The sequence below is a fragment of the Runella limosa DSM 17973 genome (assembly GCF_000482465.1).
GTDB classification, from domain to species: domain Bacteria; phylum Bacteroidota; class Bacteroidia; order Cytophagales; family Spirosomataceae; genus Runella; species Runella limosa.
In genome coordinates, this window is sequence record NZ_AXVJ01000064.1 from 1 (window position 1) to 17,396 (window position 17,396).

The following is a 17,396-nucleotide window of genomic DNA, read 5'->3' on the forward strand; positions in this document are numbered from 1 at the left end:
CTTTTTTTTAACAAAGCATCCTTGATTCTAAGTGACAATTCTTTTTCAGCGATTATCTCTTTATAAGCTTGAATCTCTCGCTGAAGGCGAAGAATCTCTTTGTCTTTATCAGAGTTACTAACGCTGGATGGGCTTGAAAAACCTCCTTTTTCGTACTGGGAAACCCAGTTATAAATGTTTGCACTCGAGACGTTAAACTCCTTAGATGTCTTAGCAGCTCCGTGTTCTTTGTAGTAATTCACTATGGTCAGTTTTTCCTCCTGGCTCCATGATTTTTGATGCTTTCCCATTGAATCACAAATTTAAAAGTTATACCCTAATTTGTGTCCAACTTTTTAGCGGGCTAGATTCTTAGCGTAAAAACTATATTACCAATTGTCTAATCTCTAAAATTAAGAGCTTTTTACCTCTTCCTGAAAGTTACTGTCACTTTTAGGAGAGGAAATGCCAAATAACGAGTATTGTTTTAACCCCAACGTACCAATTTGACCATCAGGAAATTACCAGTCGTTACCTTTTATTTAATACGTTCAACCTGATTCCCTCGGAAAGTTAAACATATTTCAGAAAGAGAACAAGCATTAACACAAATCACTCACTACCAAAGCATTACTCCATTTTAAAAACCTATTTCTCAATAAAAAGCCTTATGAATTTTCAAAAAATTTATGCTAATACAGCCCAATTCACCGAATTGGCTTCGTCTTTATTCTACTCCTCCAATGTATTCAACACATTACAATGTCACAGAATCAGGGTAATTCCTAAAAAAGTACTGGTTTCTTAGGCGTTGAGGCAAACCCTCACAGCAAAACGGCGAATTTTTCAACCTCAATATAGCATAAACGCCGATTTCTGCGTTAGGGAATTAACAGCCATTACCTAACCAGCCATCGTTTTGAGAACTATTTTATCTATTCTATTCTGCCTTTTTGTTGTTGTACCAGCCTTTTCCCAAGAGTTTTACCAGCTACGCGGGTTTGTGTACTCCGAATCCAACGAGCCTATCCCTGGCGTCACGGTGCGGGTGGTCAATGCAGGTACGGGAACCATTACCGACAAAGATGGGCGCTACCAAATCAAATTATTAGAGGGTCTCAACCGTATTTCGGTGTCGTCGATGGGCTACCAGACCGAAGTGTTTGAAGTAGTAGCGGCCAAGAATCTGGTCAAAAATGTTTTCCTCAAAATTGACCAAAAACAGCTCGACGAAGTGGTGGTCAAGGTCAAGAAAAAAGATTATTCGTATGAGGTTATTAAGCATGTTCTCCAACGCAAAGACTCGCTACTGAATCAATATCAAAACTACCGTACCAAAGCCTATATCAAGAGCGTTGAACGGCTTGAAACCAAAAAAGTTGCTCCAAAAAAAGACGATGATACGCCCGCCAAAGTAGAAGACGCACTCAAAAAACCAGTGCTTACCGACAGCATTCCCAAATTGAATCTCTTTGAATGTCAACTCATTCGACACCAAAGTCGGACAGGGCAACAAAAAGAGGAACGCGAAGCCGTAAAACGGATTGGTGACCAAAGCACGTTATTTTTCAAATCGGTGACCGATGGGGAGTTTAATCTTTACCAAAACCACCAAAAAATCGCGAAAATTGGCGACAACGAAATTACCTCTCCACTGAGCGACCTGACGTTTTTGAGCTACCGTTTTCAACTGTTGAAATACTACATCGACGGCCCGCATAAAATCTACCAAATCAAAGTCATCCCCCGTGAATTAGGCAATGCGTTGTACGAAGGCACCATCGAAGTCATTGAGGATGAATGGGTTTTGCGCAACGTTGACCTACAAATCACCAAACGCGGGCTACTACGCTATGATGAATTTGGCGTAAAACAGCAATTTGAACTTGTGCAAGGGCGGTGGATACCGACGCGGGTTACGTACCATTGGAAAGTAAAAGAAGGCAACACCAAGAAAGCGGGAAAAACCGAAGTGCTACACTCCGATTACGCTTTTGATTTGACGCTACCCAAACGTTTTTTTGGGGACGAAGTAGGCGTCACGACCGCCGAGGCATACAAACGCGACACAACTTTTTGGGAACAGATTCGCCCGCAACCTTTGACCAAAGATGAACAAAAATTTATCAAAGAACGAGAACGATTAGAAGCCTTGGTAAATTCTAAAGCGTATTTAGATTCGATTGATAAGATCTTCAACCGCATTACGTTTCCCAAAGTGGTGTATTTGGGCATTGGGCACATCAACCGCGAAAAAAAGATGACTTGGCACTTCGACCCCGTACTTGGGCTGGTTGACCCCTTGGCCATTGGTGGGTGGCGGGTGCGATACGGGGCGGGTTTTTACAAACGCCAAGAAAATCGAAAACAGTTGTGGCTCAATAGTAACTTGGGCTATGGGTTCAAAAACAAGGATGTCATTGGTTTTGTGAATGTTAGCTACTTTTACAATCCCCTCAAAGTATCCAACATTAGTCTGTCGATGGGCTCGGGATTCAATGTCATCAACGGCGCAGCGACGATTAGCGACATTGCCCGACGTAGCAATTTTTACCGAAATCAGTACATCAACCTCACCCACCGAACGGAGCTTTTCAACGGCTTTTATTTCAGCGCCCAAGCCTATTACGAAACCCGCCGCGACTTGTCTAATTTCCAGTTTAGCTCGCTCGGCGACCGCATTTTTAGCAATAATGCCCCCCAACCTTTCCCGACCACACATATTTACCGAACCGTTTTCGGTATCGAATATACGCCGCGCCAACTCTACCTACGTGAGCCCAACGAAAAAGTAATTCTGGGTTCCAACTACCCTACTTTTGGTTTGAACATCGACCGTGCTTGGCCTGTTTCGGGCAAAAATACCAACGTTTACACCAAACTCTCCGCCTCTATTCGGCAGACGTTCAACGTCGGAATCATCGGTACGTCGGAGTATCGCATCAGTGCGGGTAAGTTTTTGGATACCACGAGCCTAGCCGTGATGGACTACTCCTACATGCGGGGCGGCGACCGCTACTTTTTCTCCCCCGCCATGTACACCTACCAGCTTATCCCACAGACATTTCCCGTGTTCAACTGGCATTTGGAGACGCATTATGTACATCAGTTCAACGGTTTTCTGACCAGTAAAATCCCACTTTTAAATAAGACCAAAATCCGCGAAATGGCAGGAGGCGGCTTTTTGTACGTCCCCGAACGGAAATTCCAGTATTCGGAATTGTATTTTGGGTTAAATCGCATCTTCAAAATCGGTCGGGAGCGAATACGCTTAGGTGCGTATTATGTCATCGGCCAGTCCAATACCTTTGGGGTGAGCAACGGCGTCAAATTCTCGATTGAGCCTTACAATGCCGCTAAAAATACGTGGAGTTTCTAAAACAAGGCTTTATTGGAAACACATAGTTCACTTAGAATTTTCACATAGGATACATAGGCTCGTGCTCTATGTGAAAATTCTAATATGTCCTATGTGTTAAAAAAATATTTTACATACAAATAATGAATTTATCAAGCCTATTTTACATACATTTACAAAATAAATAGAAACAGTCAATGAAAGGGACAAATTTGGGGGAGTTTGAGGAATTGGTTTTACTCACGATTGCCGCCTTAGCCAGCGAAGCCTACAGCGTAGCGATTTGCGACGAATTGGAAAAACATACAGGACGAGCGGCCAAACTAGGAGTTGTTCATGCAGTACTCAATCGTCTCGAAGAAAAGGGGTTAGCTAAAAGTTTTTTGGGTGAAGCCACCAACGCACGCGGGGGAAAACGCAAACGCTACTACGAAGTAACCCAAGCGGGAAAAATTGCGTTAACAAACGCCCGTGAAGTTCGCGAAGGACTTTGGCGAATCATCCCCGACCTTAACCTTGGCGGCGCAGTATGAGTCTCCATCCCCAACCTCCCCGCAGGGCACAGCAACTTTTGAAGTGGTATTGTCGCCCCGAGCTCGCCGAAGATTTACAAGGCGACCTCTACGAATTTTTTGAGCGTAATCTTCAACGCCGTGGCCTTCGCTACGCCCGTTTTATTTATTGGATAGACGTCCTGAAGTTTATCCGACTTTACACCCTACGTGCGCCCAATTTTTATTCATTTTTTACTTATACCATCATGTTTAACAGCTATTTTAAAACATCACGACGCAGTTTGGTTCGCAACAAACTCTTTTCAGCCATCAACATTATCGGACTTTCCATTAGTATGTCGGTGGGATTATTGATGATTTCTTTTTTGAGCGATTTGCTTTCTTACGATGATTTTCACGAAAAAAAGAGCCGTATTTACCGCATCAACACCTCACTCCAACCCACGGGACAACCCTCCATTGAACTCGCCTCGGGGTCGGTGTTGGCGGGCAAAAAAATTCAGGAAACTTTCCCCAACGTGGAGCAAGTCACGTTATTACGGCGTGGCTTCGGCGGGGATGCCAAAGTCAATGAAACCACGCTTCCTCTTGGTGGTTTATGGGCCGATGCGTCCTTTTTTAAAGTATTTACCTTTCCGTTACTTTCTGGAAATCCTGCCACCGCGTTAAAAAATCCATACACGATTGTTTTGCCCGAAAAAACCGCCCAAAAACTATTTGGCGACACCGATGTACTGGGCAAAAGCGTTCGGTTTGATACCACCGAATATACCATCACGGGCGTCATGAAAGACATTCCCAAACTGTCTCACTTACGTTTTGAGGCACTGGTTTCTTTCGCCAGTATCGAACTCCAAAAACCCGATTTTGACGGTGGTTTTATGGGTTGGGGTAACGTTTTTTCAAATTATACTTACATAGTACTGCCCGAAAACAGCTCACTTGAAACCCTGCAAGCAAACCTCGATAAGCTTTGTTTATCGGAAAACAAACAACTTAAAAATCAACAAATTCAGTTGAGTCCCCAATCCTTAAACAGCATTACGATTGGCAACCGCTTAGAAAATACCCCTGGCCCCACCATGAACCAAATAACCATCTGGGTACTAGCAGGCTTGGTGTTGGTTGTCATTTTATCGGCCTGTTTCAATTACACCAATCTCTCCATCGCGCGGTCGCTTCGTCGAGCACGGGAGGTGGGCGTGCGCAAAATTATTGGGGCATTTAAGGAACACGTACTGCTCCAATTTATTACCGAATCAGTACTAATTTCTTTGATGGCGCTGCTATTGGCATTTTTACTTTTTTTGGTACTACGGGCACAGTTTTTGGGTCTAGCGCCTCAGCTTACCGAAATTGTTTCACTAGAGCTTTCGCCCAAAATCATATTATATTTTATCGGTTTATCGGCCTTGGTTGGCATTGCTGCGGGTTTCTTACCTGCGCTATTTTTTGCCCGTATCAAGGCCATTCAGGTATTAAAAGACGCTTCCTCGGTGCCCCTTTTCCGCCGCGTTAACCTCCGCAAAGCGCTTATCGTTGTTCAATATACGTTTTCCCTGATTTTCATCACGACCACCATTCTCGGTTATAATCAATACAAACATTTTATCGTTTTTGACCTTGGATTTTCTACCGAAAACATCCTGAATATCAACCTGCAAGGCAACAAAAGTGAAATTCTTCGGAAAGAATTGGCCGAAATCCCAAGCTTGACCGACATTTCCACGTCTCGGCTCGTCACAAGCCTAGGGAGCGTGTATGGCACCATGATTAAGTACCAACAGCCTGATGATTCTTCCAACATCGCCCAAAACTACGTGGACGAACGCTATTTGCCCTTACACGGGCATCGACTGCTTGCGGGACAACATTTTAGGCCACGGGCTAAAAGCGAAGAAAGTTCGGAAGTTATTGTCAATGAGCAAGTCATAAAACGATTCAACATCGGCGGCGGTCATCCGACCAAGGCCATCGGAGAACAAATCAAGACCCTGGACGGGAAAAAGTTTACTATTGTTGGGGTAGTCAAGGACTTTCATTACCGAACGGTAGAACACCGCATTGAGCCTTTTGTGTTTTTTTATTCCCCCAACGAAGGCAACCTTAACCTCAAAATCAACGCCAAAGACTTGCCCGCCACCATGGCGCAGATTGAAGCCGTGTGGAAGCACATTGACAAGGTTCACCCTTTGGATGCCCATTTTTACGATGACCAAATCGAAGAAGCCTACCGCCAATTTTCGGTTATCGTGAAAGTCATTGGATTTCTGGCCTTTTTAGCCGTTTGCATTGCTTCGTTAGGCTTGTTTGGGATGGTCGTGTTTACAACCGAAACCAAACTCAAAGAAATCAGCATTCGTAAAGTGTTGGGGGCCAATGAACCTTCGTTGGTTTATTTTCTTAGCAAGGGATTTTTGGGGTTGTTGGTACTTTCGGCGGCCATTGCCCTGCCTAGCACGTATTTGTTGTTTGATAAATTGGTACTTACCCAATTTGCCTACCACCAGCCCATCCATTTTTGGGAATTAACGGTCGGTTTTTGGGCTATTTTGCTCCTTGCTTTTGTGCTTATTGGCTCTCAAACCCTAAAAGCTGCCCGCACCAATCCTGCGAATGTGTTGAAGAATGAGTAATAACCTGTGTGTTGTGCTCGAAGGCTTTGCTTTCGAGCACAACACACACACTGTATCTAACCCAAGGTTTTTATTTGTTTAAAATCACAAACTCAATTCGGCGATTTCGGTACTGGTCGTTTTTACCGTTTTCTGGATACACCATCGGTTGCTTCATACCGTATCCTGCATACGATAGGCGGGTTTTATCCGAACCATTTGCAACCAAAAATTCATACACTTCTTTGGCACGATTGATAGAAAGATCGTACTGACTTGTTTGTTTGTCATATACATCTTGCCCCAAATCGCCACAACAAACGTGCCCACGAATTTCCAATTTAAGTTCAGGATGGGTTTTAAGCGCAGTTGCCACCGCTTCCAATGCTGCCAGGTTGGTGGTGGGCATGAGGTGGTAGCCAAACTCAAAACTCAGCCGTCGAATGATGATCGCATCGCCCACTTCACTGTTTTGCAAGCTGTCTAAAAAAGCCCGAGCAATAGCCGCTCCCTTGGTTTTTTCAGGGATTTCTTTCACTCCTTTGGTGTAAAAAACGTGGGTAGTATCATTGGCTACATAAATTTTACGGGTGATGAACAGGGTCGTTTTTACCTGCGACATCGTCGTATCAATGTGCAGCGTATCGCCCTTTAGCGGTTTTCGGTTGCCCACCAAATAGGCCGAAGGAAAAGGGGGCAGTAGTTGAATGAGGGTATCTCTGATTGAAACCGTTTTAATGGCAGGTTTGGGCGGAAGCGAGTCACGATATACAATCACCGTTTTTATTTTTTTTGTGGTGTCTTCTTTCGCGTAAACCGTAATCCATACAACGCGATTTTCAGCATCAATATAAGGTTGCGTTCGTTCGACAGGATTGCGACGACCATAGCCAATGATGCCATGAATGTTTTCGCGAGCAAAGCCGTTAGCCATTAAGAAAGTCTTTACTGCCAATGCGCGTTTGAGCGACAGGCTGTCGTTGAGGGCATCGGAGCCGTGGCGGTCACCGCGCCCCGCAATGTTGATGTGTGACTGGTTTTTGTGCTGCACGGCAAAGTCTTTAAGCAACGTTTTAGCCGCAGGACTCAGCCCAAATTTCCCCTCCGAAAAATAGATTTTGAGCAAAAGACTGTCTTTTTGGGCATGGACTTGCTGGATGCTCAGGAGGACGAAGAGCAGAAGGTTTAGAGATTTTAAGTAGTTGCGCATAAATTTTAGTGTATTAGTAATTTATTTTGCTTCGGCGAAGCAAAACCTTTGTAGAATAAGAAATCCGTCCATAAAGTTAGAATCCTTTTGCTTCGGACAGGGCCGCCTGTGCGGAAGCATAACCTATTGCATTGTTATGCTTCCGCTCGGGCGGCCCCGTCCGAAGCAAAAATTAAAAAATATCCTTCTGCTACTACAAATGTTGCGCCTCTACCGAGGCTACTTTGAATTACCCTAGAACTTTTGCTCAACTACTTAAGAAATGATTATTTTTCATTTTAGTGGCTTTGAAGGTAAAAAATAATCTACACGAACACTTAATCTATTAGAGTCGTTGTCTGCTTTATTTATTTTTAAACTTAAAATCTGCCACCGTTTTCATTTTACCTTTTTTAAAAGTGGCGACATAATGAATTTCAACGTTTGTACCTTTTGGAGTGTAAGACATTTTTACTCCATTCTGAAATGCTGGATCATCCAAATCTTCCATAATTATTTTTCCTAATTTTGGATTAGCTTTTATATCTACCATAGCTTGTATTTCGGCATCACCATTTGGCATATCGGCAGGCCTACTATTTGTTTTAACCCCAGCAGTGGAAGGACGGTCTTTAGAAACATCACGAATTTTTCCTTTGTTATTCGCTTTTTTTACTGCCTTTTTTTCTCCAGGCATTACCCATCCCCCACCGTTACCACTCAGTCCATCGGGGTCTGTTAGTATGATGGGTCGTTGATATACATACCCATATACTTCTATATTGCGGGGATTAAAGACGCCCCCATTACGATTACCGCCCAGATACTCCCCAAAAATCGGCGGGTCAACTGATAACCACATTGAACTTGTAGCATCATAATACCTTGCCCCATAATAATACAATCCCGTTTCGGCATCTCTTTCTTTGGCATTGTACAAATAGGGAGTCGCATCGGAACTGTTACGTTCTTCAAAAAACGTTTCTCCAAACGCCGAATACTCCACGTGCTGAACAGCTTCTCCTAGCACGTTGCTTACGTAGGAAGTGCTTCCTAAATGGTCTCCGTGGTAAAAATATTGGTTGAGCTCTGCAATGTGCCCCGTTCCTCGAAACCCATACCCTGCCTTTACGGAGTCATTACTCGGAATCGGGCTGACATAAATGGGTGGGCCGTTGGTTGGTTTGGTGGTATTGCCTGGCCACCCAGCAGGAATGTTCCCTGCGGTACTGTCCACCAACACGGGCGGTGCAATACCACTGTTTTGGGGTTCGGCATAAAACAATTTTTGGGTCGGTGGGCCAGGGCTAACACCCAAAGTAGCGTAGTAATTGACACGGTCTTGTTTCAACTGCGCGGCTCGCTGAATGTAATTGACTCCCCCTGCCGTCAGTGCCGATTGAGGAAAAGAAATATTGGTAAAATTTCCCGTACCAATTTTGGAAACAATCCGCTCAGTTTCGACGTAAATGTGCTTGGTAAAACCCGTCCTTCTACATACCAAATACGGACTTACGTAAACCGTATAATTGTCGCGGTGGTTGATGGTGCCCGCCGCAGCGCCGTTGAGCCAAGTACCTTGAACTCCGCCACTGCTTTTTATCGCCCTCTCGCCCGCCGCATCGTAGGTGTATTCGCTGAATAGGCCACTGTCGAGGATGGCCATTAAGCGATTGTCTTCGTCCCAAAAATACTCGGCACTACCGAAAGCCGTGAGGTTTCCGTTGAGGTCGTAACGACTTTTTTTGCTGCCAATCTGGGTGGGTTGGTGGGGAGCAGCGCCACCGTATTGGTAGTTATATTCGTAATTCCCCGACGTGTCGCGTTTTGTTAATTTTTTGCTGAGGATGTTCGACAAATTATCGTAGGCCATTCCCAACGTATAGGACGCCGTGTCTTTGCTGCCCTCGTACTGTCCCGTGGCGGCGACTAGTCGGTACAAATTGTCGTAGTTGTATTTTTGACTGGCTTTGCCTCCGAGTTTTCCTTGTTGTGGCAAGCTGTTGTTAATAATCCCTGTAATGTTACTGACGGCATCGTAGGTATAGCTGTTGTTCAGCATCGAACGACCACTTGCTGCCGTAGTTTGCAAGCCTTTAAGGCGGCGACGCTGCTCATCAAAGGTATAATTCATTTCGGTGCCATTGCCATACTTAATGTACACTTTGGCTTCGTATTCATCGTAGCCTATTTTGCTGACATACGAATACGCATTCCCCGTCTTTTGTCCATCGATACTGTACAAGCTACCTGCCCGATTGTAGTGATAATTAACCACTTCACCGTCGGGGTAAATCATTTTTTTGAGGCGATTCCAAGTGTCATATTCTTGCTCACTGACATAGGTAGTATAAAAAACTTCATTGACCAACACCGTCCGAATCTCTTTGGTGACTTCGCCTAATTTTCCATAGAAAAGCTCTCGCCCACCACTTGCGTCTTTTACCAATGTCAGCCGCCCCGCCCGATTGCCCGAGTTGGGAGCGCCGTAGCTATAACTTACTTTGTTTTGGTAATAAATGGGATAATCGATGTCCACAAGGCGTTCGTAATCGTAACCGTACTTGATAGCCCCTCCTTTTGCAATTGCTTTTCGAAGTTGGGCGCTTGTTTTTTGTACCAAGTTCCCCGCCAAATCGTAGCTAAATTCGGTTAAACCCGCATCAGGATGCAAAGTGCTAAGACGACGTCCGAGGTTGTCATAAGTATTAACAATATTGTTTTTAAGGTGGTCTTCTACCCGCAACAATTCACTCAGGGCATTGTAGAAATAATTGGTAACAATCGTCCCATCGGGGCCTCCATACTGCCTTACTTGGACTTGACGCCCTCTTATATCGTCCAATGTTTCAATTTTATTCCCCAGCCCATCCTTGCTTTCGGTAATGAGCTGATTATTAAGCGCCGAGTAGCTCATGGTTTCAACCGTACCATCGGCCAATTCTCGCCGCACCACTCGGTCGGTGATGTCATAACTGACTGATTCGAGGAGGTTCCCAACCGTCGTTGATAACTTAGTATTTTCAGTCCCCAGTACCTCCGTTGTAGGGTAATACTTTTTGACAACCCGTCCGAAAGCATCGTATATATCACCCCCGGATACAATCATTTTTAATTCATCAGCGAGGTTTTTACCTTTAAAAAGCGCCCCCAATTTTTTGGTCTCAATTTCTCTCCCTAAACCATCCATAAAAGTCACGATGTCGATGGTACTGTCGTATTCAGGGTCGTAGTGACGGGTAATGGCGTACGGGGTGCTGGCCTCGGGATGGTACTCAAAGGCCAAAGTATATGCTTTGCCCGCGGCCAATTCATAAGGCCCCGTAATGGTGCTAATACGACCTCGGTTGTCGATTCCAAATCGAATTGGTTGATTTTGAATACTGTTGCTTTGTATTCTATTGCCAAAACGGTATTCATACTCTGCCGTACTGCTATAGCCATAAGCATCAGTGGTTTTTACGGGGTAGCTGTGCGTCACGTTGTCGTAGGCATATTGATAAAACATGCGTTGCCCTCGGTAATTGGCGGGACGTAAAAGTTTACTCAAATTACCGTATTCGTCGTATTCAAGGTCATAATTGGCCGAAATTCCATCGGCTAAAAACGTTCGCACTTGGGTGAGATGCCCTTTGCTATCTATGGCGGTAATACGTCTTCTTTTGGTTCCTTCAGCCGTTGTCACAATTACTTCCGCAGGAATGTTTTTGAGGTAAGCAACCTCGTTGTTATGGTACGAAACTTTGGCAGTAAGTAAGTCTTGGGGCGTGCCATTACCTGCATCAATGAGCTTACTAATGTTTCCAAAAGCATCATAATCGTACTGCATATACGTACTCGCACCCGCCAAAGCTTTTCCTTCGTATATCCACCTATCGTTTCGAATCAGGGCAGGGAAAAACACGCTGTCGCGCACGGCTCTTAACTCATAGGTGTTACTACTTTCATTGAATTTATTACCCGCAGCGTCGCGCAAGATTTCGTTTTTGAGCAACCCTTTTAGGTAATAGTTTTGGTTCAAAAAAACTTCTTCCGAAGTGCGGTACACGGCATTGTTGTTGGCGGTATTTAGCTCTTCAGTAACGACATTTGCAAAACCGTAAAACTCTCTTTCACGGCGATCATAACGTCCGTTGGCATAACGAAACCGACTACGCAGGGTATCTATCCCGTCGCCCGCTACACCATCGTACACTTCTAGGCTATTCAACGCCCACACGCTTTGGGACGACATTTCGTAGGTATTGCCCAAGCGTTCGTAATTCATTGAAAAATAAGAACCTAAAGGCCGTTGAACGCGCCGTAGCATATTGGTACGCCCAATGGTAGAACTACGCACCGACAAATCTCCTTCATTTTCGGAATGTACCACGTCGAGGTAACCATCGCCATTAACGTCCAGCAACTGATCCATTTGTCCCGAAACACCGTGACCAACGTTAAAAGAAGGGTTAATACAAATTTTTATGATGATAATGTTGATGGCAATGGTCAGAGCGGCGTTGATGGACTCCCCAACGGAAACGGTTTTATTGAGACTTGTCGCTCCTTTCCACAGCAGCGGGGGGGCAAAGCGGTTGCCCATATTCAATTGAACCGTCAGTGGATTGGTCAAGGTGATTCGGTCGGGTAAGCCATCGCCGTTGATGTCTTGGAAGGTCAGTTGGGTATTATCGTCACTGCGCGACATTCCAATGCCCGCTTCAATGGTTCCCGAAAAGAGGTTTACCCCAATTCCCGCTCCAAAGCTAGTGGATTTACTTTCTTCGATATTTTCAAAATTCCAGCGCTCGGGAGTCGCAAACGAATACCCAAGGTTTAGGGCTACTTCGCCATTTTTATACACTTTATCGGGCAAACCATCGCCATTCATATCAATCCAAGCCGCCGTTCCTGATTGTTCGTTGTAGCCCACACTTCCCGAAAGACCAATGGAAGCATTTGCGGAACTGTGTTCACTTCGGGAATTGGAGGCCGTTTTATTATTTTTAGCACCGCTTCCACTACGTTTGTTGGAAGCCGAGGCTTTGGGAAACTTTCCGCCCAAACTAAGCCCAAATGAGTTGGCGGAGGTGTTGGTGGGCAACAGTGCATTGGGTCGTCCCTTGGATTCTAACCCTCCATTTGGCAAAGTAAACTGTACATCATTGACGTGCAAAACATCGGGATAATCGTCCCCGTTCATGTCCATCATGTCGAGCAAATTGGTCGTTGAGGCATTAGAATAGCTACCCGAAATCACAAATCCCCCCGAAAGGCTATTGACATCACTTCGTTCGATTTTGGAAACCGCCGTCAACGACGCCCCAGTGCCCAACATCAGGCTATCGACGGCCACATCGTGCTTCCACAAACGGGAGCTGCTCATGGTCGTTTTTGACACAAATACCGAACTATCGCGCCCTATCCACGCGTTTTTTGTCGCATTGCCGTACAGCGGGCCAAAATCCGAATTGGTAGGGCTTTGCACACTTTTAAGGGAATTGGGGTCTTTTCGGTAGCTGGCGGTGTCGGCGAGTATTTTTTTGTAATCAATATTTTTGAGTTCGTTGAAATTCAATTTTGACTCATCCAAAGGGCCATTGCCTTTGTCGCCCGCGAACGAAAACTGTCCCCATCCGCGAAAAAGCGGGCTTAACTCATCGTCCGAATTGGTATATATTCCCGCTGGCAGCACCTTATGCAGTACTTTGCGGTGTTTTCCTGTAGAGTCACTAACGAGCGTATCTATTTTGCTACCATAGCCAATTTGTTGCATGGCTTTGGCAAAACCCACGTTGGGTACGTGATATTCAACAAAAATGGGGGTTTGGGCGGGTAAAATAAGTGATAGCGTATCAACAGCACCCACAATTTTTCCATTCTTCACCTCAATGATTCGCTTGGCTATCAAAGAATTAGGGCTTTTGATGGTAAACACAACGGTTCCACTACTGTCGGCCTTGAGGGAAACCAACGGATACAAACGAACTGTATCCGAGGTATTTTTTTCGACAACGGGGGTAGGTGAAAACCAAGTGGTATAATTGTTATTTTCTGGCACTATCCCCCCTTTTTGTGTCACAGGCTGGCGCGTCGAAACATCCACAAACGTTAGTTCATAGTTTGGCGACCAGCGCACTGCCGTTCGGTCAATGTACGAATCGGCATATATTTCAAACCGTAACAAGTCTTTGGCCGTTACATTTAGCACCGTATCTTTCAGCGGGCCACTGGCGTTGGTATTTCCTGCAAATACTTTCTGAAAAGGGATAGAAATTCCCCCCAGCGAATCCTTCCGAACGATTCGAACAATGACAGTATCCGAGGTAATTGACTTGAAAAAATCGCCCGAAATTTTTAAAGTTCCCGATGCAGGAATCCCTAGCGGCTGAATGGCACTGAGGATAAAGTCTTCGGAGGCTTGGTAGTGCCGCGTATCTTTTTTGTTGACATCCAGCACGGGTGAAACCGCACTCACGTAGTCAATGATGGGATCCCACGCCACTTCGTCGTTTTCCCCATTATATACCGACTGTACCCTAAAATAAACCCGATCGCCTTTTTTTACCCTTACATTATTCACTCCTGTCGGAATTTTGGGGGTAAAGTTTCCCGCGCCAATGGCATCGCTCCACACGATTCCGTCTCGTACCTGAATACTCACCCTTACCCCATCTTCTTTTTTTGACCGAAGGCTATCCGCTGCTTTCAGCAATTGAATGGGGCCTGAAATACGAACCGCTCCGTCGAAAGGTGCCGTCCAAAAACGTATGATATCCTGTAAGGGAAACTCTTTTTCTTGGCGGTGTTGCAAGGCCGTATCTGGGGCAAAAAAAGTTTTATCCACCGTTCCCCCCAAAAAAAGTGGATTGGGAGTACGGGTACTCGTTCGTTCAAAGATAGGTTCTCCCTGCGGGTCGAGGTGATTGAAAAAAACTTGCCCGTTAGAAGCAATGTCTATCAAACCATCTCCGTTAAAATCAGACAGATAGGTGGTGGTCGTGGTGGTAGTATTGGTATAATTATACCCAAAAAAGCCCAAAGGCGGCACAATCTGTAAACCCAGCGAAAACGAAAGCGCGTTACTGGCACTAAAATCATTGACGCCACTGATGGGCTTCAAGTTTCCAAAAGCGTTGGCATTTTTTAGATTGGCCCGATAAAACAGCCGATTCCCTAATTTGATGATTTTGTCGGGAAGGCCATCACCATTGATGTCCGTCATGCTTACCACCCCTTCGTTGCCCGTATAGTCAAACTCAAAACTTCCTCCCACCGTAAACTGCTTGGTCCAGCCATCGCCTATAAACCCCACGGTGAGGGCCAACCCTGCCCCAAAGCTGTTGGATTTTTCGGTACTCAACACCGAACTCTGGTCATTAAACCCTGGAATGGGATTGATGATACCACCTTTCGCACCATCATTCTCTACTTTCCACTTTGTCAATTCGCCCAACGGAGCGTAACCTGAGGACGCAAGAACATCGTCATAATAATCGAAACGATGCGTATAAAATTCCTTTCCTGCATCATCTAATTCGGTCACGCTTTCCAACAATGTTTTGTAAAAAGCCCCTTCTTTGTATTTCAAATCGTAGGTACAAACCAGCTGATTTGTAAATGTTACGGTAACTTTTCGGAGCAAATCGGCCGTGACCATTTTAAAACCATAACGGGCATCAATACTAACATCTTTTCGCTGTGACTCCGTCAATTGTCGGTCTCTCGTAAACGTCACCGTATAAGGCCCTTCGGTGGAAGCTTTGTTCGTATAATTAATTTTATCAATGTACAGTTGTTGGCCCAGCCTACCACCTACTATCCCTGGGTTTTTTACGTTGGCGTAGGTATATTGTACTCGGTTATCGTCCAAATCGCGCGTTTGTACCAACGCCCAATGGGCTATGTTTCCTAGCGTATCTTTGAGAACGGCCGCGTCCACCACCCCTTTCTCAGGCAAACCGCCATAAAAATTTTTGACTCCGTTCTTGTTAGTAACTTCCCACCAATAATTCGACGGCTGCGAACCATGACGAACGATTCTATCAAATTTCCCCTCGACGCGTGGGAAAAATTCTTTTTCAATGCCGCGTTTTTCCAACGTAGCGCGGTGAGCCGTGGGGGCCAATTGCTCCCCTTCCAACTGATACGTTTCGGTCTCCCATTGGGCATCGTACCTCGGCACTCCCCAACGAGTGTCTAGGTTTATGGAAGGAACAGACAAGTCCCAGCCTAACCCCAACCAGCCATTGCCCCCACCGTTGTTGTAGCGGATGCTTAGTTCTGGCTGCATTCCTTGCCGCCCCACAGGGAGTTTTAGACCAAAATCCAACGCCGCATTGCCCATGTTATTTGCCGTGGGCGGCGCTATCATTGCAATACCCTTCGAAGGGTCGGCAGGTTTAAAATCTTTGATGGTCGTAGGCGCATAGCCTTGCGTTTCGGGGGATTCGGGCACTTTTATAATCCCGTTAATCATGTCCGTAAAATGCAGTGTATGAGACAAAACTACGTTTGAGAGCATCGCCACCGAATCTAACGGTAGAACAAGCCACTTGCGGGTTTGCTCATCAAAATAATAAGTGCGAATGTCGCTGGCCGTGTAGCCTTCAGGAATGAGCGTGCTATCGTAAGGAATACTCAATTGGGCGGCTTTACTAAATTGACTTCCGTGCGGCAAGAAACGATACCCTGCCGCCCCCGCTGTTACGTTGACCATGTCTTCGTTCAACGCAGGCAAGTCGATTGCGCGTAGGGCCGTGATTGAAATTATTTTACTTTGGGGCAAAGCAAAAGCAGGGAGTTGAATCGACACGCTATTTGAAATCGCGGTCGTAGCCAAGGTTAAATCCAGCCCTTTCTCCCAGTCAAAACGCCCCAAACTTTCCCCCTGCCTCACCTCAGACTTGTAAACTTGATCGGCTTTCTCAGAGCGAATAAAGAAAATGTCTTTGGTAACGACTTCACCATTGGGAAAGGTGGCTTTCAACGATGACCTAAACGGTGTCTTGCCAGGGTTGGCAAGCAAGGCTTCAAATTCACCACGATATACAGGGATGCGTTGGTCACCGCAAGTCAACAAAACAGGTTCTTTCGAGCTCCCTTTTTTCGACTGAGGAAGGCGGATTATTCCTTTGATATATGCGTTTTGTCCATAAAAAACGCTGTCGGGTTGGTTGAGAACAATCGCTCCCTCTCCCTTCGGCTGGTGCTTAAAAACGATGCGTACTTGTTTAACTTCGTAATGATAATTTGCCCCCAAAGGCAACGAAAAACGAATGACATTGTCGCCAGAATGCAAAAGTGCCAAGGGGATGGTCTCTTGTTGGCTACTCCACGCCTTATTGAGCTGAACAAAATGCGCCCCAATCGCCTGCGATTCATTGATGCTTCGTGCAACAGACTCGTGGGTGCTTACACCGTACAGTTCATACGCCAAAAATGCTTGAAAGTCAGTACCAGGCAACTCAGGAATTTGTACGTGAAATACATTATCGAAAGGACTATCAATTGATTTTTTGTCCGTCGTCCCAATGCAACCATAGGCAATATCTGCATCGAATCCATATCTTACTGGCTTTGAAACAGGTACACTTACCACCGAAAGCGTTTTAGTAGTGGAGGGTGCTTCGGTTGCAAAAACGTTGGTTGTTTTAATTTTTGAACTATAAAACGCAAACAAAACAACAAGCGAGGCAACGCCCCCCACTCCTTTGGCAAAAACAGACACCCATCGAATGGGTCTTAGGGTTTTCAAA

The 17,396-nt window shown here is 45.4% G+C and carries 6 protein-coding genes; 3 read left to right on the top strand and 3 right to left on the bottom strand.

Annotated elements, in window-relative coordinates:
* The coding region (locus K339_RS0107510) for a transposase (RefSeq protein WP_028523059.1) at nucleotides 1-290 on the bottom strand (290 nt) is incomplete at its 3' end.
* Nucleotides 291-898: 608 nt separating this feature from the next.
* On the opposite strand from K339_RS0107510, the gene K339_RS0107515 reads away from it, so the two are divergent.
* The 3 genes from K339_RS0107515 to K339_RS0107525 all read left to right on the top strand — a co-directional run bounded on the left by K339_RS0107515 (nucleotide 899) and on the right by K339_RS0107525 (nucleotide 6,488).
* Nucleotides 899-3,358 carry a DUF5686 and carboxypeptidase regulatory-like domain-containing protein gene (locus tag K339_RS0107515; RefSeq protein ID WP_169731823.1) on the top strand — a complete coding sequence of 820 codons (2,460 nt, stop codon included), beginning with the start codon at nucleotides 899-901 and terminating at the stop codon, nucleotides 3,356-3,358.
* Nucleotides 3,359-3,534: 176 nt separating this feature from the next.
* Nucleotides 3,535-3,870, top strand: a complete 336-nt coding sequence (locus K339_RS0107520; protein WP_028523061.1) for a PadR family transcriptional regulator — start codon at nucleotides 3,535-3,537, stop codon at nucleotides 3,868-3,870.
* On the top strand, nucleotides 3,867-6,488 hold the full coding sequence (locus K339_RS0107525; RefSeq protein ID WP_229598711.1) for an ABC transporter permease: 2,622 nt from the start codon (nucleotides 3,867-3,869) through the stop codon (nucleotides 6,486-6,488). Before K339_RS0107520 ends, K339_RS0107525 begins: the two co-directional genes overlap by 4 nt.
* Before the next feature lie 70 nt (nucleotides 6,489-6,558).
* On the opposite strand, the gene K339_RS0107530 is transcribed toward K339_RS0107525, so the two are convergent.
* Together K339_RS0107530 and K339_RS0107535 are read right to left on the bottom strand one after the other, a co-directional pair.
* Nucleotides 6,559-7,677: an OmpA family protein gene (locus K339_RS0107530; RefSeq protein ID WP_028523063.1), complete on the bottom strand. Its 1,119-nt coding sequence runs from the start codon at nucleotides 7,675-7,677 to the stop codon at nucleotides 6,559-6,561.
* Between the two features lie 343 nt (nucleotides 7,678-8,020).
* On the bottom strand, nucleotides 8,021-17,395 hold the full coding sequence (locus K339_RS0107535) for a SpvB/TcaC N-terminal domain-containing protein (protein ID WP_169731824.1): 9,375 nt from the start codon (nucleotides 17,393-17,395) through the stop codon (nucleotides 8,021-8,023).
* Between the last annotated feature and the right edge of the window lies 1 nt (nucleotide 17,396).

Coding starts and splice junctions, on each gene's coding strand:
- K339_RS0107520 (WP_028523061.1), top strand. CDS start 3,535: ATGAAAGGGACAAATTTGGGGGAGTTTGAGGAATTGGTTTTACTCACG.
- K339_RS0107525 (WP_229598711.1), top strand. CDS start 3,867: ATGAGTCTCCATCCCCAACCTCCCCGCAGGGCACAGCAACTTTTGAAG.
- K339_RS0107530 (WP_028523063.1), bottom strand. CDS start 7,677: ATGCGCAACTACTTAAAATCTCTAAACCTTCTGCTCTTCGTCCTCCTG.